Below are 23,590 nucleotides of genomic sequence, written 5' to 3' on the forward strand. Positions count from 1 at the left end.
ATCCTGGCCATCGCGTCGGGATTTTACTTGATACACCAGTCGGTTAGCATCTCACCGCTGCGGCTTGCCGATCACTTCGATAAGCTCCGTCACCTGCTTTTGCTTGCGGGCGGAGAACATACAGACCCGGCACAGGATCTGCATGATCTCCGGCTCTGGCGGGCGCCGCCAGGGGCGATTTCAACAAAGCTCTGGCGGGCGGTCTGAACCCGGTGATGGCACAAGTAATTAAGGGCGCCACAACCGACGGTAACAAAGTCGATGAACCGGCTAACCTGATGGCGCATGCGGTCTGGGGCGCTCTGGCGGCAGGGATCGCCGGCGGCGTGGTGGGGAATAGCACCGCGTCAGCGACCACGGGCGCGCAGGCCGGGAAGAATGCGGTTGAGAATAATGCTGCATCACCCTGGGGAGCGTTGGTTCCGAGTAGAACACAAGAAGAAGCATCGTTGGCCTTCAGTCTAGGAGATAAAGGCGTCGCCCGCGATAAAATAACCAAAGCAATAGAAAAATCACATCTCAACCCACCATTCGGAGATGTAGCAAAAATTAAAGGTGATATGAAAGGACAAGTGGTGGCAGGTGTTGGTGCCGGAGGGTATCTTGAAAGTGTTCTTTCCGAAGATAAATTCGCGATCAATGGAGGTGTGACAAAGGCCTTCGGCTGGCGAGCTGATGCATCTGTAGGTTTGACTTTTGGACCTTACCCGATTAAAGATTTCAGCCCTTCCTATGATTATGCAGGTTCCCTATCGGCAGGAATTATTTCTGTTGAGGGGTCTATTGGTAAAGACGGTATTGGTGGTTCTTTGAGATTTGGTGGAGGAATTGGTGCAAGTTTCCGACAAAGTGAAAACCACAATAATCAGCCCGAGCTTAATGATTCCGGTAGTACCGAAATAATGTCGTGGCCTATCAAAAAGGACTAACTAAATGATGCTGTTGCTGTTAGGTATTGTCCTGATTGCGTTTGCTGTTGGAACAGTCATATTCCATCGCTTCGGTAAGATAACGGAGAGAAATCTTCAGTCTCCCGTAACAACAATGCATTTTTTTGATGCACTTTTTTTTGGACTCGGAAGAAAAAACGAGATGAACATTGCTGCCTGTTCTTTCTTTATTTTTTTACTAAGCCTGTGGGGAATCTTTTATTTAAAATTGAGACCTCATTTTTGGGGGAGTTCCGAAAGTTATTTTGGCTTGGGGATCGCCGGAATTTTCTTTCTGGTAATGCATTGTCGCTATAGTGCAAAGCATGTTGTTATCAAGCATGATGGCTTGGCACCGATGAGGGAATTAACTAATATCAGAAGATCTGGATTAACCAGCCCATTTTTATGGTTAAGTCGGATTGGGTATCTGGGATGGTTGATCGGGATGGCAAGTTGGTAAGGTTGTACCTCAACCTCAGTTTGATGCTCATAGTTCTGGTGGTGTTCAATATCAGATTCTGGAACAGATACCAACAGGTAGTTTTGGTGTGCCTGGGCCTTTAAAGTGAGAGTTCAGAGATGCCTGATAAAATATTAACTGAATATTATCTGACGGATAATAAACGTGTAGTTCTTATTGACAGACTTGGAATGGGAGATTTATACGGTAAGGAGGAATGTGCGAGAAATATTTATCTTCTTAGTCAGGACGGTACAACTATATGGCAGGTAAGTAGTGACTTTGATAATGAGGGAAACCCGTTTACAAATTTAGCATTAGGTGATGATTGTTTTTTGCATGCTTATAGATGGGATGCTGGAAGCTATAGAATTGATCTCCGTACAGGGAGAGCTATTCCAGATAAATTAATAAAATAATAAAAAACAGGTTCTCTTAAGCATTAATCTATGTGCGATATCGTGCAAGGCTTGCTTTCTTTATCCACGCCTACGTAGATGAAAATTGCCTCGCTGGCTTTATAAAGCCCGGCGCTGCCGGGCGTTTACCGCCATCAAAACCCGGCTAAAACTTTATCCGCTAAACGTCATCTCTGCCACCCATTCGGCTTCGGGCTGCTGGTACAGTGTCCAGAATGTATCGGCCACGCCGGTGGCCTCGGCGGAGTCCGGCTCAATCAGCGCCTCTACCGTGACCGACCCCACGTGCACGCCATGCGATCTGGCATAGGGGAAAAGCCCCAGCGTCAGGGCGCGAACGCCTGCTTTGCCAATGCTGATCGAGATGTATTCCGGGTTGGGGTGCACTCCCCAGCCGCCGCCGGTGAACAACAGGGCGCCGCGCCCTCGGGCAAACATGGTTTTCAATGCGGCCTGGGAGGCAGCCAGCGCCCCGCCGATATTGACCGCAAGGTCGGTGTTAAAGGTGGCGATCTGCTGGTCGAGCACTGACCCCGGGTGCAGATGTGCCGCGTTGTAGTGCACCACGTCGAGGGTGCCGAATTCGGTCTCAGTCTCCTGTATTAAAGCTGCAACGGCATTGGCATCGGCGGCATCGACAACCTTAGCGTGCGCCTGGAAGCCTTTGCTGGCGAGGCGCGCCGCAAGTTCGCCAAGTTTCGATGCATTCCTTGCGGCTAAAATCACCACAAAACCTTCACGGGCGAAGCGTTCCGCCGTGGCATAGCCGATCCCCGGCCCGGCCCCAATGCTAAGAAAAGTTTTCATTATTTACTCCTCAATAAGTTCGCGAGCACTGTATCATCTGCATAAATGTAGATAATCACTCACTGGAGCAATTGCTTAATGCAAAATATGCAGGAATTCAGCGAGCATCTTAAAATTGACGAACTGGCTGCGTTTGCTGCGGTAGTGGAAAACAACGGTTTTGTCGGCGCGGCTCGCGTGCTGGACCGTAATGCCACCGTAATATCGAGGCGGGTTCAGCACCTTGAGTCTCAGCTGGGCACTCGATTGCTGGCGCGTTCCACACGCCACGTCGTGCTGACTGAAGCCGGAGAACTTTTTTACCGCCGCGTGCGGGGCATCCTGGATGAGTTACGCAATGCTCAGCTGGAAGTCAGTGAATTCACGGCTGCCCCGGTTGGAAACCTTAAAATCTCTCTGCCGCTGACCTTTGGCCGACGCTGGATCGTTCCAAAGCTATCGGCATTTTTATCCGGGTATCCCGGCATTCATCTGGATGTCAGGTTTACCGACAGGCGGGTGGATCTTGTGGCCGAAGGCTACGATCTGGCCATCCGCGTAGGGCGTCTGACCGACAGCGCGCTGATTGCCCGTACTTTGGGGCAGTTTGAATACCACCTTGTTGCTTCCCCGGCTTACCTGGGACAGAGCAAGATAAGCGAGCCCGAAGGCCTGAACGAACATGCCTGCCTGGGACTGGTGAGTCATGCCAGCTGGCCAGACTGGCTTTTGGTGAACGGTGACCGCAAAGCTACCGTGCGTATCAGGGGCCCGATGCAGACGGATAATGCTGAAGCTCTGTTACAGGCGGCGCTGGATGGGGTAGGTATTGCGCTGGTTCCCGACTGGCTTATCACCACCGAGATTACCTGCGGACAATTGATCCGGGTATTACCCGAGTGGAAAGGGCAGGATCGGGGCGGCGTCTACGGCATTATGCCGCCAGGCCGGTTAATTCCAGCTAAAACGCGCCTTTTTATTGATTATCTTCTTCGGGAAATCGGGGAGAAATGAGGTGATCAGGTGGGGAAAATAAACTGCCCGGCGTTACCGGGCAGCTGGATTAATCTACCTGAGGTATCGCGCGAGGCTTGCCTTCTTTGTCCACCGCCACGTAGATAAATATCGCCTCGGTGGCTTTGTAGCGCTGGCCGATTGGCTCGGAAGAAACCTTTTTCACCCAGACTTCCACATTGATGGTGATGGACGTTGTCCCGCGCTTAACGCAGCGTGCGTAACAGCACACTACGTCTCCCACTGCCACTGGCTTCAGGAAGGTCATGCCATCCACACGCACGGTCACGACGCGGCCATGAGCGATCTCTTTGGCCTGAATGGCGCCGCCCATGTCCATCTGCGACATCAGCCAGCCGCCAAAAATATCGCCGTTGGCGTTGGTGTCCGCTGGCATCGCCAGGGTGCGCAGCACTAATTCACCTTGCGGTAATTCGTTCGGCATTACTGCTCTTCCTTTGGCATATGACGGTAGATGTAGACGCCGCTCAGCAGGGTAAAGACCAGGGTGATGGCGGTCAGCCCGAACACTTTAAAGTTAATCCAGATGCTTTCCGGGAGCCAAAACGCCACGTAAATATTCAATAAGCCACAGGCGATAAAGAACAGCGCCCAGGCGATATTCAGGCGAGTCCACACCTCGGTTGGCAATGTGATTTCTTTACCCAGCATGCTTTGAATCAGCAGCTTGTTCATGCCGAACTGCATCACCAGCAGGGCGGCGGCGAACAGGCCGTAAATCAGCGTGACTTTCCACTTAATGAATTCGGCATTGTGGAAGTAAATCGTCAGGCCGCCAAACACGGCAACCATCACAAAAGTTACCAGCGTGGTCTTTTCCACCTTGCGGTACTTGACCCAGCTATAAACCAGGGCGAGGGCGGTGGCGATGATCAGCGCCCAGGTGCCGACAAAAATGTCGTACATCTTATAAAAAGCAAAGAAGACAATCAGGGGCAGGAAGTCGAGAAACTGCTTCATAATCTGTTCCGTAAAGAGGTGACTCCTGACTATAACGCGCGGTCAGGAGTCGGGGAAGGTTATTGACGTATCAACATGTACAGGCGGAATAAGTAGATCAGCAGCACGGCTGAAATCAGGTTGCTTATGGTATTCGCAATCACGGCCCCGGCCTCCGGCGACAGCGCAGCAAAGCTGGATGCCAGCAGCAGTAACGCCGTTTTGGCCGCCAGCCAGCCGACGACCGCAGGGGCAACAAGGCGCATGTTGGCCCACACCAGGCGCAGGCTGCTGCGCATAGAGCGGAAAATCCCGATTTTATCCTGCACCAGCATTACCGGGGCAAGCGACAGCAGGATTGCCAGCAGCACGCCGGGCACAACCACAAGCATAATGCCGATTTGCACCAGCAGCGTGGTCAGGAAGATCAGAATGAACATTTTTGGCAGCACGGGCGCAGAGGCACCAATCGCGCGCAGGGCGCTAACGCGCTGGCCTGCAGAAACGATTTGCATCAGCACCATCATGCTGGCCGCCAGAATAGCGTTGCCAATCAGGCCCGAAAACGTGGAGGCCGCAGACGCTTTCAGTAACACTTGCTGCTGTTCCAGCGACATATTCTGCACTAAATCAAACAGCCCGACGCTGCCCGCCAGGTTATCTCCCTCACTCAGAATCGCCATTTGTTCTTCGCTGGGCGAGAACGCGCGGCCAATAATCACCGAAATTAAGGCGCAAAGTAACGCAATCAGCGATATGGTAACAAACTGATTACGCAAAAAATTCCCCGTGTCACGGTATACGGAACCTGCCGTGATAGACATGCACTCTCCTTGATGTTGCTAACGGTTATCAATCTGGGGGCAATTGTACCCTGGATGAGGCTGCCGTGGCACCACAAAGACTTTCTATAAGCGGTTGAATAGCGTCAGTTCCGTACAGCGGTGCCAGGCCGTAACGAGCTCGTGCCCGGTTGCAGGCATCGTTGGTGATGCCGTCTTCCCCGGACATCGCAAACTCGCGGCACGGCGAAGGGCGATTCTCATAGATGTTACAACTGACCCGCTGACCCGGCTCGCCCTCCAGCGCAACGCAGCGACTGTTACGCTGGTTGGTGCCGCTCATGCAGCGCAGAAATGGAGTCACCGGCTCGGTTAAGTGTGAAGGGACCAGGCCGCCAGCATCGTCGGCTTCAGCCCAGTAGAAAGAGACACGAAAGTAAGCACAACAGGCACCACAAGTCATACAAGGGTTATCGCTCATCTTGCACCTGCCACTTCTGATTTCACGTTCCAACGGTTGAGAGGAATATCCAAATTAGCCAGGGCAGGACGTTTTGCAAGAGGTGGAGGGGGAAGAATTTTCAGGATGTGATTATTCACAAAGTTGATCTGGTTTCGGTTTGTTGTTTTTCACTGCGTAACCAAAAATTAATCCAGATCATTGAATGTTAAATTAGTGGATAAAGTGTGATCGGTGTTAGATCACTTTGTACTTCTTTCTAAGTATATTCAGCCCGCTGTTAAAAACCATAACAAGGGAAGGGCTATGAAAAAACTCACACTGGCATTACTGGCGATGGGATGTTTGTCCGGTGCGGCGTCGGCGCATCAGGCGGGGGAATTCTTTATGCGCGCGGGTACCGCGACGGTTCGACCCACCGCGGGCTCGGACGACGTGCTCAAAATGGGCGGCTTTAAAGTCGATAACAACACGCAGCTCGGGCTGACCTTTGACTACATGGTCACCGATAACATCGGGATTGAGCTGCTGGCGGCGACGCCGTTCCGTCATAAAGTAGGGCTGGGCCCAACCGGTGACCTGGCCACCGTGCATCAGTTGCCACCTACGCTGATGGCGCAGTGGTACTTTGGCGATGCGGGCAGCAAAGTACGGCCTTATGTGGGCGTCGGGGTAAACTACACCACCTTCTTTGATGCAAGTTTCAATGACACCGGCAAAAGCGCGGGCCTGAGCGATCTGAAGGTCAAAGATTCCTGGGGCGTAGCGGGTCAGGTTGGGCTGGATTATCTGGTTAACGAGAACTGGCTGCTGAACATGTCCGTCTGGTATATGGACATCGACACTACGGTGAAATTTAAAGCTGGCGACGATCAGCAAAGCATCAAGACGCGTATTGACCCGTGGGCATTTATGTTCTCTGCGGGTTACCGTTTTTAAGTCTCTCTTCATCGGAAGAAACTGGCTGTTTAATGGCCAGTTTCTTTGGGTGCGTACATTAAATTTCAATTAGTCATATTCTGAAATGAGATGCTATTATTCCCCGTCTTCTTTTAATGGGTAGAAAAATGGCATATATCGACTCCAACTTAATTGGCAATGAAGAAGTATTATATCGTGGGCAGGTGACTTTGTGGGCATGGCTGCCCTGGATCCTTTGGGGACTCATTTTAGGATTCATGACTATCGTTGGTTTTATCCTGATTCCATTGGGGTATTTTGTTGTACGCTCCAATGAAGCGGCTATTACCAATAAGCGACTGATCGCTAAATCGGGCTTAATTAAACGTGATACCGTTGAAATCCCGATTAAGAAAATATCCAGCCTTCAGGTTCGGCAAGGGATTATTGGTCGCATGCTGGGTTATGGCTCTCTGGTGATCAGTGATTCCGGGGCTGGTCATGCGCCGATTCGTTTTATTAAAGATCCAATGAGATTCAGACAGCGCTTTTTTGAATATCAGGAAGAGCTGGAAAATAAAGCAGCCAGTTAACATAACCACAATTTCTGTTAATACGGCGGCAGATCGGGGGACTAAACCGGTCGGCCGCCGTTTTTATTTACCTTAACCCCGCGTGGCGGCTTTCATGTTCTGCACGAACTGTTTCAGTTCGCTGAGCATTACTTCAGGCTGTGCCAGGTTCTTTTCGATGATTTTCACCACCGCAGAACCTGAAATCGCGCCTGCAGCACCGGCGGCAATGGCATCGCGTACCTGAGACGGTTCGGAAATACCAAAGCCTTGCAGAGGCGGTGCGGCCTGATACTCACCCAGTTTCTCAATTAAATGATGCAGCGGAAGCTGAGCGCGCGTTTCGGTGCCGGTAACGCCTGCACGGGAAAGCAGGTAAGTGTAACCCCGGCCATGAGCCGAAATTTCGCGCAGCAGCGTTTCGTCGGCGTTTGGCGGGCAGATGAAAATAGGCGCGACGTTGTGGCGCATTGCGGCATGGCGGAATTCAGCGGACTCTTCCACCGGCACGTCTGCAACCAGCACAGAATCCACGCCCACTTTGGCGCACAGCGCATAAAATTCGTCGATGCCGCGGTTAAAGACCAGGTTGGCATACATCAGCAGACCAATCGGGATCTCCGGGTATTTTTGGCGGATCGTCGCCAGCATTTCAAAGCACTGGGTTGGCGTCACGTCAGAGGCGAAAGCCCGCAGCGCCGCGCCCTGGATGGTTGGGCCATCCGCCAGCGGATCGGAGAACGGAATGCCCAGTTCGAGCGCATCCGCGCCGCCTTCAACCAGTGCATCAATAATTTTCAACGAAAGCTCAGGGGTTGGGTCGCCCAGCGTCACAAAGGGAACGAATGCGCCTTCCTTGCGGGCCTGCAGCTGTTCAAACAGATGATGATAACGTTCCATTACATTTCCCCTCGTGCTTTCAGAATATCGTGGACGGTGAAGATGTCTTTGTCGCCGCGGCCAGAGAGGTTCACTACCAACAGCTGCTCTTTTTCAGGGTTCTCGCGCATCATTTTTAAGGCATGGGCGAGGGCGTGGGAGGACTCCAGCGCAGGAATAATCCCTTCGCTGCGGCACAGTGCTTTAAAGGCATCCAGCGCTTCGTCATCGGTAATAGAGACGTAATCGGCGCGACCGGTGCTGTTCAGGTAAGCGTGCTGCGGCCCCACGGACGGGAAGTCCAGCCCGGCAGAAATAGAGTAAGACTCTTCGATTTGCCCTTCGTCGGTTTGCATCATTGGCGACTTCATACCGAAGTAGATCCCCACGCGGCCATGTTTCAGCGGTGCCCCGTGTTCGCCGGTTTCGATCCCGTGCCCGGCTGGCTCAACGCCAATCAGGCCCACGCTGGTTTCATCGATAAAGTCGGCAAACATACCGATGGCGTTGGAGCCCCCGCCCACGCAGGCGATTACCGCGTCAGGCAGACGACCTTCTTTTTCCAGGATCTGCGCTTTGGTTTCTTCGCCGATCATGCGCTGGAATTCACGCACGATGGTCGGGAACGGGTGCGGACCTGCGGCGGTGCCGAGCATGTAGTGCGCGGTTTCATAGCTTGCAGACCAGTCGCGCAGCGCCTCGTTACAGGCATCTTTCAGGGTGGATGAGCCGCTGTGCACCGGAATGACTTCGGCCCCCATCAGGCGCATACGGAAGACGTTTGGCGACTGGCGCTCGACGTCTTTGGCTCCCATATAAATACGGCATTTCAGGCCGAGCAGGGCGCTGGCGAGGGCAGAAGCTACGCCGTGCTGACCCGCGCCGGTTTCGGCGATGATTTCGGTTTTGCCCATACGCTTGGCAAGCAGCGCCTGGCCCAGCACCTGGTTAGTTTTGTGCGCGCCGCCGTGAAGCAGATCTTCACGTTTGAGATACAGCGTGGTATTGGTACCAGCCGCAAGGTTTTTGCACTTGGTCAGCGCCGTTGGGCGGCCCGCGTAGTTCTTCAGCAGATCGGTAAACTCCGCCTGGAACTCAGCGTCACTTTGCGCCGCCACAAAAGCTTCTTCGAGCTGGCGCAAAGCAGGCATCAGGATCTGCGGCACGTACATCCCGCCAAATTCACCAAAATAAGGGTTCAGTAAAGTCATGGTATCTCTTCCTTAGTAAGCCCGCAGGGTCCGGAAGACCGCAGCCAGCTTGTTAGCATCTTTTATTCCCGGCGCACTTTCCACGCCAGAGTTGAAATCCAGTCCCGCGCAGCCGGCTTTAGCAGCTTCCACGCAGTTATCCGCTCCGAGGCCGCCCGCCAGAATCACGTTATCCAGCTTTTGTCCGGCTAACAGTCGCCAGTCAAAGCTTTGCCCGGTGCCGCCCTGGCCGTTATCGAACACGTATTTGTCGACGTGATGCAGATTCCGCTCAGGAAGCGTGTCGGCTACGCTCAACGCTTTCCAGATTTGTGTTTTCTCCGGCAGCAGCGCTCGCAGCTCAGTAATGTATGCCTGGGTTTCAGCGCCGTGAAGCTGAACTGCGCTCAGTGAGAACGTTTCTACTTTCTGCACAACATCCGTTACCGGTGTATTTCTGAATACACCCACGTAGCGAAGCGGCGCGGAGGCAATGACTGCAGCGGCTTTCTCATCGCTGACAAAACGCGGCGAAGTCGGGACGAAGATCAGGCCACCGTAAATAGCTCCGGCTTCCTGAGCCGCACGAGCATCTTCCCCTCGCGTCAGGCCGCAGACTTTATTCTCCCCAAGCAGCACGCGGCGTACCGCGGCGTTCAGGTCATCCTCGCTCATCAGCGCGGAGCCAATCAGGAATCCGTTGGCGAAGTGGCTGAGTTCACGAACCTGGGCGTAATGATTAATGCCCGATTCGCTGATCACCGTGACGCCGTGGGTCAGACGCGGGGCCAGCTGGCGAGTGCGGTCCAGGTCAATGGACAGATCGCGCAGGTCGCGGTTGTTGATGCCGACCACTTTAGCCCCGAGCGAGATGGCGCGTTCCAGCTCTTCTTCGTTGCTGACTTCGGTCAGCACGCCCATGTTCAGGCTGTGGGCCACAGCGGCCAGCTGGCGATACTGTTCATCGTCCAGCACCGAGAGCATCAGCAGGCAGGCGTCCGCCTGGTAAAAGCGCGCCAGATGAATCTGGTAGGCGTCGATAATAAAGTCTTTGCACAGTACCGGCTGGCTGACAATCCCGCTGACGATCGGCAGAAAATCGAAGCTGCCCTGGAAGTATTTCTCGTCGGTCAACACCGACACGGCAGAGGCATAATGCCTATAAACACCGGCGATATGAGCCGGGTCGAAGTCATCGCGGATCGTCCCTTTGGACGGGGATGCCTTTTTGCATTCAAGAATAAAGACGGTGCGGGCCCCCTGCAGCGCGTGATAGAAGTTCCGCGTGGCGGGCACAATCTCATTCTGGAAGCTCGCCAGCGGCTGCTGCTGTTTGCGGGCTTCGACCCACAGCGCTTTGTCAGCCACGATGCGGTTTAAAACGGTCTCCTGCATTCCCTTATCCTCTTCCTGCGAGCGCGGTGACGCGGTCATATGCGGCCCCGCTGCGCAATACATCCAGCACTTTTTTGGCGTTAGCCTTCAAGTCTTCATGGCCGTGCAATCGCATCAGCATCGCAACGTTAGCCGCGACGGCAGACTCGTGCGCGGTCTCACCTTTACCTTGTAGCAGGCGAGTCAGAATGTCACGGTTTTCTTCCGGCGTGCCGCCCGCCAGTGCTTCCTGGTGATAGGCCGGAAGGTCGAAATCGGCGGCGGTCAGCTGGTAGCTTTTGATTTCACCCTGATTCAGTTCGGCGACCAGCGTCGGCGCATGGAGCGACACTTCATCCATGCCGCCGCTGTGAACCACAGCTGCGCGTTTATAGCCGAGGACGCGCAGGGTTTCAGCAATCGGCAGCACCAGTTCCGGGCTGTAGACGCCGATCAGCGCCAGCGGCGGATGCGCCGGGTTAATCAGTGGCCCCAAAACATTGAACAGGGTGCGCGTTTTCAACTGCTGGCGAACCGGCATCGCGTGGCGGAAACCGGTGTGGTACTTAGGCGCAAACAAGAAGCAAACGCCCAGCTCGTCCAGCGCTTTACGGGAAGCATCCGCGTTCATTTCCAGGTTGATGCCAAACGCTGCCAGCAGATCGGAGGAACCCGAACGGCTGGAAACGCTGCGGTTGCCGTGTTTGGCGACCTTTAGCCCGACCGCGGCGGCAACAAAGGCGCTGGCGGTGGAGATGTTAATGCTGTTGCTGCCGTCGCCGCCGGTGCCGACGATATCGGCAAACTCGTAGCTCGGGCTTGGGAACGGCGCGGCGTGCTCAAGCAGGGCAGATGCGGCGCCGGCGATTTCGTTCGGGTGTTCACCGCGCACCTTCATGCTGACCAGCGCGGCCGCCAGCTGTTCTGGCTTCAGCTCACCGCGAACGATGGCAGAAAACAGCTGGTGGCTCTCTTCGCGGCTCAGGGTTTGCGCCTGATAAAGCTTGTCGAGGATCGGCTGCAGCGTATTGGCCTGCTTCAGCTTCTGCAGCGCCCAGTCGAGGGTCTGCTCCAGCAGGCGAGCGCCGTGGCTGGTGAGAATGGATTCCGGGTGGAACTGGAAGCCCACAACCCGGTCAGCCTCGTGGCGAACCGCCATCACCATGCCGTCGAAATGGGCGTTGATGGTCAGGCCGGCAGGGATGTTGCTGCCCACCAGGGAGTGATAGCGCGCCACCGGCAGCGGGTTAGGCAGCCCGGCAAACATCGCTTCGCCGTCATGGGAGATAGAGGAGGCTTTGCCGTGCAGGATTTCGCCTGCCTGGCCGACGTAGCCGCCGTAAGCCTCCACAATGGCCTGGTGGCCGAGGCAAATGCCAATAATCGGCAGTTTCCCGCGCATTCGTGTCAGTAATTCCGGCATGCAGCCCGCTTCGCTTGGGGCACCTGGCCCAGGGGACAGCATCAGCACCGGGTTATCCATGGTGGCCAGGCGTTCGATCAGCGTTTGTGCCGGGACGTGGTTACGGTAAATCACCACGTTGTGGCCGTTCGCGCGCAGCTGGTCCGCCAGGTTATAGGTGAATGAATCGATATTATCGAGCAGCAGAATGTCAGCCATTAGAAAATCTCCTGGGCGTGATGCGCGGTAGCAATGGCGCGCAAAACAGCGCGAGCTTTGTTGCGGGTTTCGTCGGCTTCGGACTGCGGGTCTGAATCAAGGACAACGCCAGCGCCGGCCTGCACGGTGGCAATGCCGTCTTCAACGTAGGCTGAGCGGATGACGATGCAGGTATCGAGGTCGCCGTGGGCGGTGAAGTAACCCACCGCGCCGCCGTAGCTGCCGCGACGAACGCCTTCGGCCCCAGCAATCAGCTGCATCGCACGCACTTTCGGCGCGCCGCTCAGGGTGCCCATATTCATGCAGGCGCGGTAGGCGTGCAGCACGTCCAGGTCTTGACGCAGCTCGCCGACAACGCGGGAAACCAGGTGCATCACGAAGGAGTAGCGGTCGACTTTGGTTAAATCCGCCACGTAGCGGCTGCCCGGTGTGCAAATGCGGGCGAGATCGTTCCGCGCCAGGTCAACCAGCATCAGGTGTTCTGAGAGTTCTTTATGGTCGGTACGCATTTCCAGCTCGATGCGGCTGTCCAGGTCTCGATCCAGCGATCCGTCGGCGCGGCGGCCACGAGGGCGGGTGCCGGCAATCGGGTAGATCTCAATCTGGCGATTCGTCGCATCATATTTGAGCGAGCTTTCCGGGGAAGCGCCAAACAGTGTGAAATCGTTGTCCTGCATAAAGAACATGTATGGGCTTGGGTTGCTCTTCTTCAGCGTCTGATAAGCCGCCAGCGGTGACGGGCAAGGCAGCGAGAACCGGCGGGACGGGACAACCTGGAAAATTTCACCGATGCGAATGGCTTTTTGCATCTGGCGAACAACCGCCCCGAACTCTTCGTCTGTCTGATTGACATCGCAGCTCATGTGCTCAACTTTCTGCACCGGGAGGGCAGCAGGCTCTTCACTGATTTGCTGGCGCAGCTGTTCGGTGCGTTTCTGCAGGCGCTGTTTTTCGCTCACGGAAGGCGTAAAGAGGCTGGCCTGAATGCGGGTTTGTTTTTTCTGGTGATCGATGGTCAATAAGGTTTCGGCCAGGTAGAAGCAGTAGTCCGGGCAGCGGTTGTCCTGCTTCAACTGCGGCAGGTCTTCGAAGCCCGCCACCAGGTCGTAGGCAAACAAACCGCCGAAGAACATCGCATGACGTTCTTCCGCCGGCACGCTTACCAGTTCCTGCATAATGCGGAATGCGTCAAAGACCGACAGCGAGCACAGGCGCGCGTCTTCATCTAATAACGTACTGACCGTTGGAAAACGCAGGGTGCGGCCATCCGGGAAGTGTTCGTTTTCGACGCCGGCAGGCAACGCGGCGTCCAGCAGCGGCAGCAGTGAAGCGCCGTTAGCAGACAAGGCCTGTAAGGTGACGGTGTCACCTAAGGCCGTAATGCGCATGGCGCTATCTACCAGCAGCAGGCTTTTTAAGTCGTCTTTACTGTCGATGTCTGCGGATTCCAGCAGCAGCGTCGCTGGGCGCGCGCCGCACAGCTGGTGGAAAAGGGCCGTTGGGTTTTCACGGTAGGCAGCTTCGCTGCTCAGGAGTTCAAGTGCCGGTTTTTGTGTTTGCATTTTAGTTCTCAAATTTTGTTCAAAAAAAAGCCCGCATCGTTGGCGGGCCTGGTATCTGTGCTGTTAAACAGCGTACGCGATCGCACCGCCCGAGTTCAGGGAGTACGCCACCAACCGTGCAGGGAATTCATCGCTTTCATTTCAGATACCTCGTCATGTGAACTTGCGTACTAGTAAACTGGTTCGTGGCTATATTGTCAATACTGATTTTTTAAAATAGCCGATTATCGTTATCATGGGCCGCTAAATTTCTGTCTATCCATTTCTGGAGCCATTTTGAGCGAGCCCACCCTGGCCACGATCCACGACCTGCACAGCCACACTACCGCCTCGGACGGCCTGTTGTCTCCTGAAGCTTTGGTTAATCGCGCCGTAGATATGCGTGTTACGGTCCTGGCTATTACCGATCATGACACCGTGGCGGGCCTGCCTGCTGCAAGGGCTGAAATCCAGCGTCTGAATTTACCACTACGGTTAATTAGCGGCGTTGAAATCTCCACCATCTGGGAAAATCACGAAATCCATATCGTTGGCCTGGGCATTGATGAACAGCATCCGTCGCTGAAGCTTTTTCTTGAACAGCAAAGTGAACGTCGCAGCCAGCGCGCGGTAATGATTGCGGAACGTCTGGATAAAGCACGTATTCCCGGTGCGTTGGAAGGGGCGATGCGCCACGCAGGCAGCGGGGCAATTACCCGCGGGCATTTCGCTCGTTTTCTGGTCGAGCAGGGCAAAGCCAGCAATATGGGCGATGTTTTCAAAAAGTATCTGGCTAAGGGGAAAACCGGATACGTTCCGCCCCAGTGGTGTACAATAGAACAAGCTATTGATGTGATTCATCATTCTGGCGGGCAGGCGGTGCTGGCGCATCCAGGGCGCTACGGCCTGACCGCAAAATGGCTAAAACGACTGCTGGCGCACTTTGCCGAACACGGTGGCGATGCCATGGAAGTTGCGCAGTGCCAGCAGGCTCCCAACGAACGTACCCAGCTTGCGAGCTACGCTAAGCAGTTTAATCTGCTGGCGTCGCAGGGGTCTGATTTTCATCTACCCTGCGCGTGGATTGAACTGGGCCGTAAGCTGTGGCTACCGGCGGGCGTTGAGCCCGTCTGGCAGCACTGGGAGCAGAGCCGCATCGCTAAAGAGAGGGCAGTATGAGTCAGTTTTTTTATATCCACCCGGATAACCCGCAGCCGCGCCTGATTAATCAGGCCGTCGATATTATTCGTAAAGGCGGGGTCATTGTTTATCCTACCGATTCCGGCTATGCGCTGGGCTGCAAGATTGAAGATAAGGGCGCCATGGAGCGCATTTGCCGCATTCGTCAGCTCCCTGATGGCCACAACTTTACCCTGATGTGTCGGGATCTGTCGGAGCTGTCGACATACGCCTTCGTCGACAACGTGGCATTCCGCCTGATTAAAAACAACACGCCGGGAAATTACACCTTTATCCTGAAGGGCACCAAAGAGGTTCCCCGCCGCCTGCTGCAGGAAAAACGTAAAACTATTGGTCTGCGCGTGCCGTCAAACCCGATTGCGCTGGCGCTGCTTGAAGTGCTGAATGAGCCGATGCTGTCGACTTCGTTGATGCTACCGGGTAGCGAGTTTACCGAGTCCGATCCCGAAGAGATCAAAGATCGCCTCGAGAAAGTGGTGGATCTGGTTATCCACGGCGGCTATCTGGGGCAGCAGCCCACCACGGTTATCGATCTGACTGAAGACGCACCGGTTGTGATGCGCGAGGGCGTCGGGGACGTTAAACCTTTCCTGTAAGGAAATCGCTATGGCCCGATTTAACATTGATGTTCTTGCTTCTCAATGCGGCGTGACGCCCGCCAATATTCGTAGCTGGCAGCGTTATGGGTTGATCAAGCCGCAGGTGGATGAGAATGGGCACCGTTTTTTTGATTTTACCCACTGTTCGCAGGTCGCCGCGATTGTCGGCTGGCTTGAGAAGGGGGTTGCTTTGTCAGATATGCTGGCGCTGCTGAAAGGCGAGGAGATGTCTCCGCCTTTCAGATGGCTCGACGTTCAGGAAGCCCTGCTGGCGCAGTGTGAAGCGATGCAGCCTGCGAAGCTCCGGGGGCTTATCTGGCGCTATGGCCGCGAAGTCCCGCCCGCTATTTTTATTGATGAGGTTATCCGCCCGCTGAGACTATGGCTTAACGCTGATGTACCGCAGGAACAGGCGATGAATAGCGCATTGCTTGATACGGCGCTGATTGAATATGCGACGTTCGTCCTGGCCAGCGGGCGTAAGCGTCCGGGCGGCAGTCTGTTTATTCTGGCGCTGTCGCTTGAAGACCCCGTTGAACTGTGGCTGGAAGGGATCCGTTTTGCCAGCGACGGTTTTTGCGTTGAGGTCCTGGATCGCGGTATTCCCTGCCCGGACCTTAGCCGTATTCATGCGGACCACATTATGATTTGGGCCGATAAGGCGCTGGATGCTAACCAACAGGCACAGTATCACCGCTGGCTGAAGAGCGGAATTCCTGTTTTTCTGGGAGGCAGTGAGGCTGCCAGAGGAAATAAAAATGTGGCAACTCCGCGCAATTGTGCTTCCGGCGAGCAAGCTGCGCTGCTGGATACTCAGAGCCAGCGGTGAGCAAATCTGGAAACGGGTTTTCACTCCATTTACGTTAAAATTCGTGTACTATGGGCGGCCACGATGCTGTCAGCGGTTTTCCTGCATTGCCGGGCAGCCATTCAAATTCGTATTTATACTTCATCAGGCCCATGCCTTTTGATTTCAAAGTATCTGAGACGCCTGTGAAGGCGACACCCGAGGAAGCTCAATGAGCGAAAAGTTACAAAAAGTGCTGGCTCGCGCTGGCCATGGTTCCCGTCGTGAGATTGAAACCATTATCTCTGCAGGCCGCGTAAGCGTTGACGGTAAAATTGCCACGCTGGGCGATCGTGTTGAAATTACCCAGTCGCTTAAAATCCGCATCGATGGTCATTTGATCTCCATCCGTGAATCTGCGGAACAAATCTGCCGCGTGCTGGCCTATTACAAGCCGGAAGGTGAGCTGTGTACCCGCAGCGACCCGGAAGGGCGCCCAACCGTTTTTGACCGTTTACCAAAGCTGCGCGGTGCACGCTGGATTGCCGTTGGGCGTCTGGACGTGAATACCTGTGGTTTACTGCTGTTCACCACCGACGGAGAACTGGCAAATCGCCTGATGCACCCAAGCCGTGAAGTGGAGCGTGAATACTCCGTACGCGTGTTTGGCCAGGTGGATGACGACAAAGTAAGACAACTGTCTCGTGGCGTGCAGCTTGAAGATGGCCCGGCGGCGTTCAAAACCATCAAGTTCACCGGCGGGGAAGGCATTAACCAGTGGTACAACGTGACCCTGACCGAAGGCCGTAACCGTGAGGTTCGTCGCCTGTGGGAAGCTGTCGGTGTTCAGGTGAGCCGCCTTATTCGCGTGCGTTACGGTGACATTAAGCTACCGAAAGGCCTTCCGCGCGGGGGCTATACCGAGCTTGACCTGGCGCAGACAAACTACCTGCGTACGCTGGTGGAACTGCCGGAAGAAACCAGCAGTAAAGTGGCGGTAGAAAAAGATCGCCGCCGCATGAAAGCGAACCAGATTCGTCGTGCCGTGAAGCGTCACACCCAAGTGACCGGCGGCAACCGCCGCGCCAGCAGCAGCCGTAATAACGGCAGCGGCAGCTAAATCTTAACCCCTCTTTTGAGGGGTTTTTTTATTAGTAATCAATACCCATCTGCGCCTTCACCCCGGCGTCAAACGCATGCTTAACCGGGCGGAGTTCGCTGACTGTGTCGGCCATCTCCAGAATATCGCGATGGCACCCGCGGCCTGTCACAATCACTGTCTGATTCGCCGGGCGGTTAGCCAGCGCGCTTAAGACGTCTTCCAGCGGCAGATAATCATAAGCCACCATGTAGGTCAGCTCGTCGAGGATCACCATATCCAGCGTGGCGTCTGCCAGCATCCGTTTGCCGTGTTCCCACACCGCAAGACAGGCGGCGGTATCCGTTTCCCGGTTTTGCGTTTCCCAGGTAAAGCCTGTTGCCATCACCTGAAACTCAACCCCGTGTGGCTCCAGCAGATTACGTTCGCCGTTCGGCCACTGGCCCTTGATAAACTGAATGACGCCGACTTTTTGGCCGTGGCCTACGGCGCGGGTAGCGGTGCCGAATGCGGCGGTTGTTTTACCTTTCCCGTTGCCGGTGAAGACTATCAGGAGCCCGCGCTCCTGCTGGGCTTCTGCAATGCGCGCATCAACCTTTTCTTTCTGGCGCTGTTGGCGCTGCTGATAACGCTCTTCGCTCATTCCGAAATCCCCGGTTTACGGTTAGGCTGGGCATCAAAACTCATGCCGGTCTTACGGCGGCTGTCGTCGCCCATCAGCCAGAGATAAAGCGGCATTAAATCCCGGGGCGTTTTCAGTTTGGCCGGATCTTCCGTGGGGAAGGCGCTGGCGCGCATTGCGGTGCGAGTACCGCCTGGGTTGATGCAGTTTACGCGCAGGTTGTGCTGCTTATACTCTTCCGCCAGCACCTGCATCATGCCTTCCGTCGCAAACTTTGAGGCGGCGTAAGCGCCCCAGCCAGCGCGGCCCTGGCGACCCACGCTTGAGGTGGTAAAAACCAGAGAGCCAGATTCGGATTTAAGTAATAAAGGAAGCAAAGCCTGAGTCAGGAAAAAGGTCGCATTGACGTTCACCTGCATGACGGCCTGCCAGGTGTCGGGATCCTGTTTGTCCATCGACACGACATCGCCAAGAATACCGGCATTATGCAGGACGCCATCGAGGCGGGGAACCAGCGCGCTAAGCTTGTTAGCCAGCGCATGGCAATCTGCCGACGTGGCGGTAGCCAAGTCAAGTGTGAACCAGTGCGCGGGGAGCAAACCGTGAGACTGGATCTCACCGGCGACGGCGCGGAGCTTTTGCTCATTGCGCCCCAGCAAAATCACCGAAGCACCAAATCTGGCATAGGTGAGTGCGGCGACGCGGCCGATGCCATCGCTGGCACCGGTCACTAAAATAATGCGATTTTTCAGTAAATTATCTTGCGGCTGATAGTGCACGGTTTTACTCCTCGCGTGATGCAATATGCTCACGTCTTATTTCTCGTTAAGTTACCTGGCTTTATGCCTTAAAGACGGGCGTATTTCAATCAGTCAGCCGGAGACAATGCTAAGGATTAACATTTTGCAAAAATTTCCCCGAGCCAAATCTTTTAAGGATGCCCTCATGCTGCCTTTATAGTTACTTACAGACGAACGTGTGCCCGCTCGGGTACACTGCGGAGATTAACAATGCTTGGTGAAAAAGGCGGTAAATGTGGATCTGATTGCTGACTATGGACTTTTTTTGGCTAAAGCGGTGACCATCGTGGTGGCAATTGGTGCCGTTGCACTTATCCTGGTGAACGTTGCGCAACGTAAGAAACAGGGCCGGGGTGAACTAAGGCTGACGAATCTGAGCGAGCAGTATCAGGATGTACAGCAGGAGATGCAGGTCGCTATGCTCGACCCACATCAGCAGAAGCTGTGGCTTAAAGAAGAAAAGAAAAAGCTTAAGCTCGAAGCGAAGCAGGCAAAGGCGCGGGCTAAACGTGGCGAAAAGGCCAGTTCAGGCAAGCCGACGCTTTACGTCCTCGACTTTAAAGGCAGCATGGATGCCCACGAAGTCAGCTCGCTCCGTGAAGAAATTACCGCCGTGCTATCGGTAGTTAAACCCAAGGATGAAGTTTTGCTGCGCCTGGAAAGCCCTGGCGGAGTGGTTCATGGCTACGGGCTAGCGGCATCACAGCTCCAGCGCTTGCGGGACAAAGCCGTGCCTTTAACCATTGCGGTGGATAAAGTGGCGGCCAGCGGCGGCTATATGATGGCGTGTGTTGCCCAGCGCATTGTGGCCGCACCCTTCTCGATCATCGGCTCGATTGGCGTTGTCGCGCAAATCCCTAACTTCCATCGCCTGCTTAAACGCAATGACATCGACGTGGAGCTGCACACCGCGGGGCAGTACAAGCGCACGCTGACCCTGCTGGGTGAGAACACTGAACAGGGGCGTGAGAAGTTCAGGGAAGATCTCAACGAAACACATCACCTGTTCAAACAGTTTGTCAGCAGCATGCGTCCGGGTCTTGATATTGAATCAGTGGCTACGGGCGAGCACTGGTACGGTACCCAGGCGAAAGAAAAAGGTCTGGTTGATGACGTGGCGACCAGCGACGATCTGCTGCTGGGCATGATGAAAGATTTTGACGCTATTAATGTACGTTATTTGCAGCGTAAAAAAATGATGGACCGCTTCACCGGTAGCGCGGCGAACAGCGTAGATCGCCTGCTGTTGCGCTGGTGGCAGCGTGGTGAAAAACCACTGCTGTAAAGCCAAAAAAGCGAGGCGTTTAAGCCTCGCTTTTCGTTTAGCCCTGCAGCGAATACTTTTCTGACAGGACGTGGGCCAGGTGTTTAAACATATTAAACACCGCCGTACTCTTCGGAGTGGGCAAACCTTGTTCGTCCAGGAAGTATTCTCCACTAAAGACCAGCACGCCGTTTTTCTGCTCCACGCCGGTGGCTTCCATTCCGTGCAGGAAATCCTCATGTTCACGAATGATTTTGTTCGCCTCTGCGAGGAGGGATTCGCGGTCAATAGGTTGAGTTGTCTCTTGCATGATGTTCTCCTTAAAAAACTGGCGTTAGTTTACGTCCGCTTGAGGGAAAAGGGCAAATTTTCCCTGTAAACCCTGTGGCCTTAAAAAAGTTAACCGTGCTGGCGGGATCCGGTATTGCATGCTAATAAAGTTGCGTAACATATTTTATCAGGTAGAGTGTGACGCTTTCGCAAATCTGGCAACAGAATTGCTTGACATTCGACCAAACTTACGTCGTGCTATGCCACTTGTTTGAGACTTTTGGCCTTCAATACCCGATGAGTGAGCCGTGGGTGCTGCAGGTTATTGAAAAAAAGAGTTGATCTCCTTCTACGCTGCCGCAATATAAAAAAGCGCGTCGCCAGTGGAAGGTGAAAATTTGCGACGTATTCCTGGAAGAATTAAATAGGTAAAGGTGAAAATGGGTAAAGCTCTCGTTATCGTTGAGTCCCCGGCAAAAGCCAAAACGATCAACAAATATCTCGGAAACGACTACGTGGTGAAGTCCAGCGTCGGTCATATCCGCGATTTGCCGACCAGTGGATCAACCACCAAGAAGAGCGCTGACTCTACCGCCGCCAAAGGGGCCAAAAAGGTCAAAAAGGATGAACGCGGAGCGCTCGTCAACCGTATGGGTGTCGATCCCTGGCATGACTGGGATGCTCATTACGAAGTGCTGCCTGGCAAGGAGAAAGTGGTCTCCGAGCTGAAATCACTGGCAGAAAAAGCAGACCACATCTATCTCGCAACCGACCTTGACCGCGAAGGGGAAGCCATTGCCTGGCACCTGCGGGAAGTTATCGGCGGCGACGACACCCGCTACAGCCGCGTGGTGTTTAATGAAATCACTAAGAATGCGATTCGTCAGGCGTTTGAAAAGCCGGGTGAACTGAATATTGACCGTGTGAATGCCCAGCAGGCGCGCCGTTTTATGGACCGCGTTGTGGGCTATATGGTGTCTCCGCTGCTGTGGAAAAAAATTGCGCGTGGCCTGTCTGCCGGGCGCGTTCAGTCCGTGGCAGTTCGCCTTGTGGTTGAGCGTGAACGCGAAATTAAAGCGTTCGTCCCGGAAGAGTATTGGGAAATCGATGCCAACCTGTCGACGCCGAAGGGCGATGCGCTGCCGGTGCAGGTGAGTCACCATAAAGACAAACCGTTCCGTCCGGTTAACCGCGAGCAGACCATGGCGGCCGTTAGCCTGCTTGAAAAAGCGCGTTACACCGTTCTGGATCGTGAAGACAAGCCGACCAGCAGCAAACCGGGGGCGCCGTTCATCACCTCCACACTGCAGCAGGCTGCCAGCACCCGCCTTGGCTTCGGCGTGAAGAAAACCATGATGATGGCGCAGCGTCTTTACGAAGCGGGCCACATTACCTATATGCGTACTGACTCTACTAACCTGAGCCAGGACGCGGTGAGCATGGTACGCGGCTACATCGAAGAAAACTTTGGTAAGAAATACCTGCCGGCGGATGCCAATCAATACGCCAGCAAGGATAACTCTCAGGAAGCGCACGAAGCGATTCGTCCTTCTGACGTGGCCGTGCAGGCGGAAGCGTTAAAAGACATGGAGGCGGATGCCCAGAAGCTTTATCAGCTGATCTGGCGCCAGTTCGTCGCCTGCCAGATGACGCCAGCGAAATACGACTCCACCACGCTGACGGTGGAAGCAGGTGAGTACCGTCTGAAGGCGCGTGGCCGCACGCTGCGCTTTGATGGCTGGACGAAAGTGATGCCTGCGCTGCGCAAGGGTGATGAAGATCGCACCTTACCTGCGGTGAATCCGGGCGAATCTTTGACGCTGGTTGAACTGCTTCCAGCCCAGCACTTTACCAAGCCGCCCGCGCGTTTCAGCGAAGCGTCGCTGGTGAAAGAGCTGGAAAAACGCGGGATTGGCCGCCCGTCCACCTATGCCTCTATCATTTCAACCATTCAGGATCGTGGCTACGTGCGCGTTGAGAACCGCCGTTTCTACGCCGAAAAAATGGGTGAAATTGTTACCGATCGTCTGGAAGAGAACTTCCGCGAGCTGATGAATTACGACTTCACGGCGCAAATGGAAAACAGTCTTGACCAGGTGGCTAATAACCAGGCCGAGTGGAAAGGCGTGCTGGATAACTTCTTCACTGATTTTAGCGGCCAGCTTGAGAAAGCGGAGCAGGATCCGGAAGAAGGCGGTATGCGTCCGAACCAGATGGTTCTGACCAGCATCGACTGCCCAACCTGCGGCCGTAAAATGGGGATCCGTACTGCGAGTACCGGCGTATTCCTCGGCTGTTCTGGCTATGCGTTACCGCCGAAAGAGCGCTGCAAAACCACCATCAACCTGGTGCCGGAGAACGAAGTTCTTAACGTGCTGGAAGGTGATGATGCGGAAACTAACGCCCTGCGCGCCAAGCGTCGCTGCCAAAAGTGCGGCACGGCGATGGACAGCTACCTTATCGATCCGAAGCGCAAGCTGCACGTGTGCGGTAATAACCCGACCTGTGATGGCTACGAAATCGAAGAGGGTGAATTCCGCATCAAGGGGTATGACGGCCCAATCGTTGAGTGTGAGAAATGTGGCTCCGAAATGCACCTGAAAATGGGGCGTTTTGGCAAGTACATGGCTTGTACTAATGACGAGTGTAAAAATACCCGTAAGATCCTGCGTAACGGCGAAGTAGCGCCACCGAAGGAAGATCCGGTGCCGCTGCCAGAGTTGTCGTGTGAGAAGTCTGACGCGTATTTCGTGCTGCGTGATGGCGCCGCTGGCGTCTTCCTTGCCGCGAACACGTTCCCGAAATCTCGTGAAACGCGCGCCCCGCTGGTTGAAGAGCTGCATCGCTTCCGCGATCGCCTGCCGGAGAAGCTGCGCTATCTGGCCGATGCTCCTCAGGAAGATCCAGAGGGGAATAAAGCGTTCGTTCGCTTTAGTCGTAAAACGAAGCAGCAGTACGTGGCTTCTGATAAAGACGGTAAAGCGACCGGCTGGTCAGCGTTCTTCGTTGACGGCAAATGGGTCGTTGGTAAGAAATAATTCTGCCTGAACCTGTGAAAA

26 protein-coding genes and 1 other annotated feature are annotated in these 23,590 nt (G+C 54.7%); of the genes, 12 read left to right on the forward strand and 14 right to left on the reverse strand.

The genetic code is table 11. From position 1 onward, the window contains the following. Positions 1-51: 51 nt before the first annotated feature. On the reverse strand, positions 52-144 hold the full coding sequence (locus ACR6JA_RS05375; RefSeq protein WP_494493004.1) for a hypothetical protein: 93 nt from the start codon (positions 142-144) through the stop codon (positions 52-54). A 71-nt stretch (positions 145-215) separates the two neighbouring features. Between ACR6JA_RS05375 and ACR6JA_RS05380 the strand changes: the two genes are divergently transcribed. The 3 genes from ACR6JA_RS05380 (at position 216) to ACR6JA_RS05390 (ending at position 1,811) form a co-directional block, all read left to right on the forward strand. After that, complete coding sequence (locus ACR6JA_RS05380) at positions 216-929, forward strand: polymorphic toxin type 25 domain-containing protein (protein ID WP_250153683.1); 714 nt, start codon at positions 216-218, stop codon at positions 927-929. Between the two features lie 4 nt (positions 930-933). Beyond that, entirely contained in the window at positions 934-1,392 is a 459-nt protein-coding gene (locus ACR6JA_RS05385) for a hypothetical protein (RefSeq protein WP_213716195.1), read from the forward strand. 119 nt (positions 1,393-1,511) lie between these two features. Beyond that, on the forward strand, positions 1,512-1,811 hold the full coding sequence (locus tag ACR6JA_RS05390) for a DUF7957 family protein (protein WP_213716194.1): 300 nt from the start codon (positions 1,512-1,514) through the stop codon (positions 1,809-1,811). A 153-nt stretch (positions 1,812-1,964) separates the two neighbouring features. On the opposite strand, the gene ACR6JA_RS05395 is transcribed toward ACR6JA_RS05390, so the two are convergent. After that, positions 1,965-2,618 (reverse strand): SDR family oxidoreductase, encoded by a 654-nt coding sequence (locus tag ACR6JA_RS05395; RefSeq protein WP_213716193.1) that lies wholly within the window; start codon positions 2,616-2,618, stop codon positions 1,965-1,967. 78 nt (positions 2,619-2,696) lie between these two features. On the opposite strand from ACR6JA_RS05395, the gene ACR6JA_RS05400 reads away from it, so the two are divergent. Then, positions 2,697-3,611 (forward strand): LysR family transcriptional regulator, encoded by a 915-nt coding sequence (locus ACR6JA_RS05400; RefSeq protein WP_494493005.1) that lies wholly within the window; start codon positions 2,697-2,699, stop codon positions 3,609-3,611. A gap of 49 nt (positions 3,612-3,660) precedes the next feature. On the opposite strand, the gene yciA is transcribed toward ACR6JA_RS05400, so the two are convergent. Genes yciA through ACR6JA_RS05420 form a run of 4 tightly spaced genes read right to left on the reverse strand, consistent with a single transcriptional unit; the run spans position 3,661 to position 5,834 of the window. Further along, entirely contained in the window at positions 3,661-4,056 is a 396-nt protein-coding gene (gene yciA / locus ACR6JA_RS05405) for an acyl-CoA thioester hydrolase YciA (protein WP_172744224.1), read from the reverse strand. Further along, positions 4,056-4,592, reverse strand: coding sequence for a septation protein A (locus tag ACR6JA_RS05410; RefSeq protein WP_166873360.1), 537 nt, complete (start codon positions 4,590-4,592; stop codon positions 4,056-4,058). The genes yciA and ACR6JA_RS05410 overlap by 1 nt, the downstream gene beginning before the upstream one ends. 59 nt (positions 4,593-4,651) lie before the next feature. Beyond that, positions 4,652-5,395, reverse strand: a complete 744-nt coding sequence (locus tag ACR6JA_RS05415; RefSeq protein ID WP_213716191.1) for a YciC family protein — start codon at positions 5,393-5,395, stop codon at positions 4,652-4,654. Between the two features lie 28 nt (positions 5,396-5,423). After that, complete coding sequence (locus tag ACR6JA_RS05420) at positions 5,424-5,834, reverse strand: YkgJ family cysteine cluster protein (protein ID WP_213716190.1); 411 nt, start codon at positions 5,832-5,834, stop codon at positions 5,424-5,426. Positions 5,835-6,119: 285 nt separating this feature from the next. On the opposite strand from ACR6JA_RS05420, the gene ompW reads away from it, so the two are divergent. After that, positions 6,120-6,752, forward strand: a complete 633-nt coding sequence (gene ompW, locus ACR6JA_RS05425; RefSeq protein WP_213716189.1) for an outer membrane protein OmpW — start codon at positions 6,120-6,122, stop codon at positions 6,750-6,752. Between the two features lie 128 nt (positions 6,753-6,880). Further along, positions 6,881-7,306: a PH domain-containing protein gene (locus ACR6JA_RS05430; protein ID WP_166873365.1), complete on the forward strand. Its 426-nt coding sequence runs from the start codon at positions 6,881-6,883 to the stop codon at positions 7,304-7,306. 72 nt (positions 7,307-7,378) lie between these two features. On the opposite strand, the gene trpA is transcribed toward ACR6JA_RS05430, so the two are convergent. Genes trpA through ACR6JA_RS05455 form a run of 5 tightly spaced genes read right to left on the reverse strand, consistent with a single transcriptional unit; the run spans position 7,379 to position 13,911 of the window. After that, complete coding sequence (trpA, locus tag ACR6JA_RS05435) at positions 7,379-8,185, reverse strand: tryptophan synthase subunit alpha (protein ID WP_008454291.1); 807 nt, start codon at positions 8,183-8,185, stop codon at positions 7,379-7,381. After that, entirely contained in the window at positions 8,185-9,375 is a 1,191-nt protein-coding gene (gene trpB, locus ACR6JA_RS05440; protein ID WP_213716188.1) for a tryptophan synthase subunit beta, read from the reverse strand. Before trpB ends, trpA begins: the two co-directional genes overlap by 1 nt. Before the next feature lie 12 nt (positions 9,376-9,387). Next, on the reverse strand, positions 9,388-10,749 hold the full coding sequence (gene trpCF, locus ACR6JA_RS05445) for a bifunctional indole-3-glycerol-phosphate synthase TrpC/phosphoribosylanthranilate isomerase TrpF (RefSeq protein ID WP_213716187.1): 1,362 nt from the start codon (positions 10,747-10,749) through the stop codon (positions 9,388-9,390). Between the two features lie 4 nt (positions 10,750-10,753). Then, entirely contained in the window at positions 10,754-12,349 is a 1,596-nt protein-coding gene (gene trpD / locus ACR6JA_RS05450) for a bifunctional anthranilate synthase glutamate amidotransferase component TrpG/anthranilate phosphoribosyltransferase TrpD (protein WP_166992071.1), read from the reverse strand. Then, on the reverse strand, positions 12,349-13,911 hold the full coding sequence (locus tag ACR6JA_RS05455) for an anthranilate synthase component 1 (protein ID WP_494493006.1): 1,563 nt from the start codon (positions 13,909-13,911) through the stop codon (positions 12,349-12,351). Before ACR6JA_RS05455 ends, trpD begins: the two co-directional genes overlap by 1 nt. 21 nt (positions 13,912-13,932) lie before the next feature. Then, positions 13,933-14,030: a sequence feature (Trp leader region), on the reverse strand. A gap of 157 nt (positions 14,031-14,187) precedes the next feature. On the opposite strand from ACR6JA_RS05455, the gene rnm reads away from it, so the two are divergent. The 4 genes from rnm to rluB all read left to right on the forward strand — a co-directional run bounded on the left by rnm (position 14,188) and on the right by rluB (position 17,596). Further along, positions 14,188-15,069 (forward strand): RNase RNM, encoded by an 882-nt coding sequence (rnm, locus tag ACR6JA_RS05460; RefSeq protein WP_494493007.1) that lies wholly within the window; start codon positions 14,188-14,190, stop codon positions 15,067-15,069. Further along, positions 15,066-15,686 carry an L-threonylcarbamoyladenylate synthase gene (locus tag ACR6JA_RS05465; RefSeq protein WP_008461305.1) on the forward strand — a complete coding sequence of 207 codons (621 nt, stop codon included), beginning with the start codon at positions 15,066-15,068 and terminating at the stop codon, positions 15,684-15,686. Before rnm ends, ACR6JA_RS05465 begins: the two co-directional genes overlap by 4 nt. A 10-nt stretch (positions 15,687-15,696) precedes the next feature. Next, positions 15,697-16,518, forward strand: coding sequence for a MerR family transcriptional regulator (locus ACR6JA_RS05470; RefSeq protein ID WP_213716185.1), 822 nt, complete (start codon positions 15,697-15,699; stop codon positions 16,516-16,518). A gap of 190 nt (positions 16,519-16,708) precedes the next feature. Further along, a complete protein-coding gene (rluB, locus tag ACR6JA_RS05475; protein WP_008461308.1) occupies positions 16,709-17,596 on the forward strand; it encodes a 23S rRNA pseudouridine(2605) synthase RluB in 888 nt (295 codons plus the stop codon). A 31-nt stretch (positions 17,597-17,627) separates the two neighbouring features. On the opposite strand, the gene cobO is transcribed toward rluB, so the two are convergent. Together cobO and ACR6JA_RS05485 are read right to left on the reverse strand one after the other, a co-directional pair. Further along, positions 17,628-18,218, reverse strand: coding sequence for a cob(I)yrinic acid a,c-diamide adenosyltransferase (gene cobO, locus ACR6JA_RS05480; RefSeq protein WP_213716184.1), 591 nt, complete (start codon positions 18,216-18,218; stop codon positions 17,628-17,630). Continuing rightward, positions 18,215-18,976, reverse strand: a complete 762-nt coding sequence (locus ACR6JA_RS05485) for a YciK family oxidoreductase (protein ID WP_039294082.1) — start codon at positions 18,974-18,976, stop codon at positions 18,215-18,217. The genes cobO and ACR6JA_RS05485 overlap by 4 nt, the downstream gene beginning before the upstream one ends. Positions 18,977-19,232: 256 nt before the next feature. On the opposite strand from ACR6JA_RS05485, the gene sohB reads away from it, so the two are divergent. Further along, a complete protein-coding gene (gene sohB / locus ACR6JA_RS05490) occupies positions 19,233-20,282 on the forward strand; it encodes a protease SohB (RefSeq protein WP_494493008.1) in 1,050 nt (349 codons plus the stop codon). 37 nt (positions 20,283-20,319) lie between these two features. On the opposite strand, the gene ACR6JA_RS05495 is transcribed toward sohB, so the two are convergent. Continuing rightward, positions 20,320-20,571 (reverse strand): YciN family protein, encoded by a 252-nt coding sequence (locus ACR6JA_RS05495; protein WP_166863569.1) that lies wholly within the window; start codon positions 20,569-20,571, stop codon positions 20,320-20,322. Positions 20,572-20,971: 400 nt separating this feature from the next. Between ACR6JA_RS05495 and topA the strand changes: the two genes are divergently transcribed. Next, positions 20,972-23,569, forward strand: coding sequence for a type I DNA topoisomerase (gene topA, locus ACR6JA_RS05500; protein WP_494493009.1), 2,598 nt, complete (start codon positions 20,972-20,974; stop codon positions 23,567-23,569). Positions 23,570-23,590: the final 21 nt, after the last annotated feature.

Source organism: Cedecea sp. B1(4), assembly GCF_059414925.1.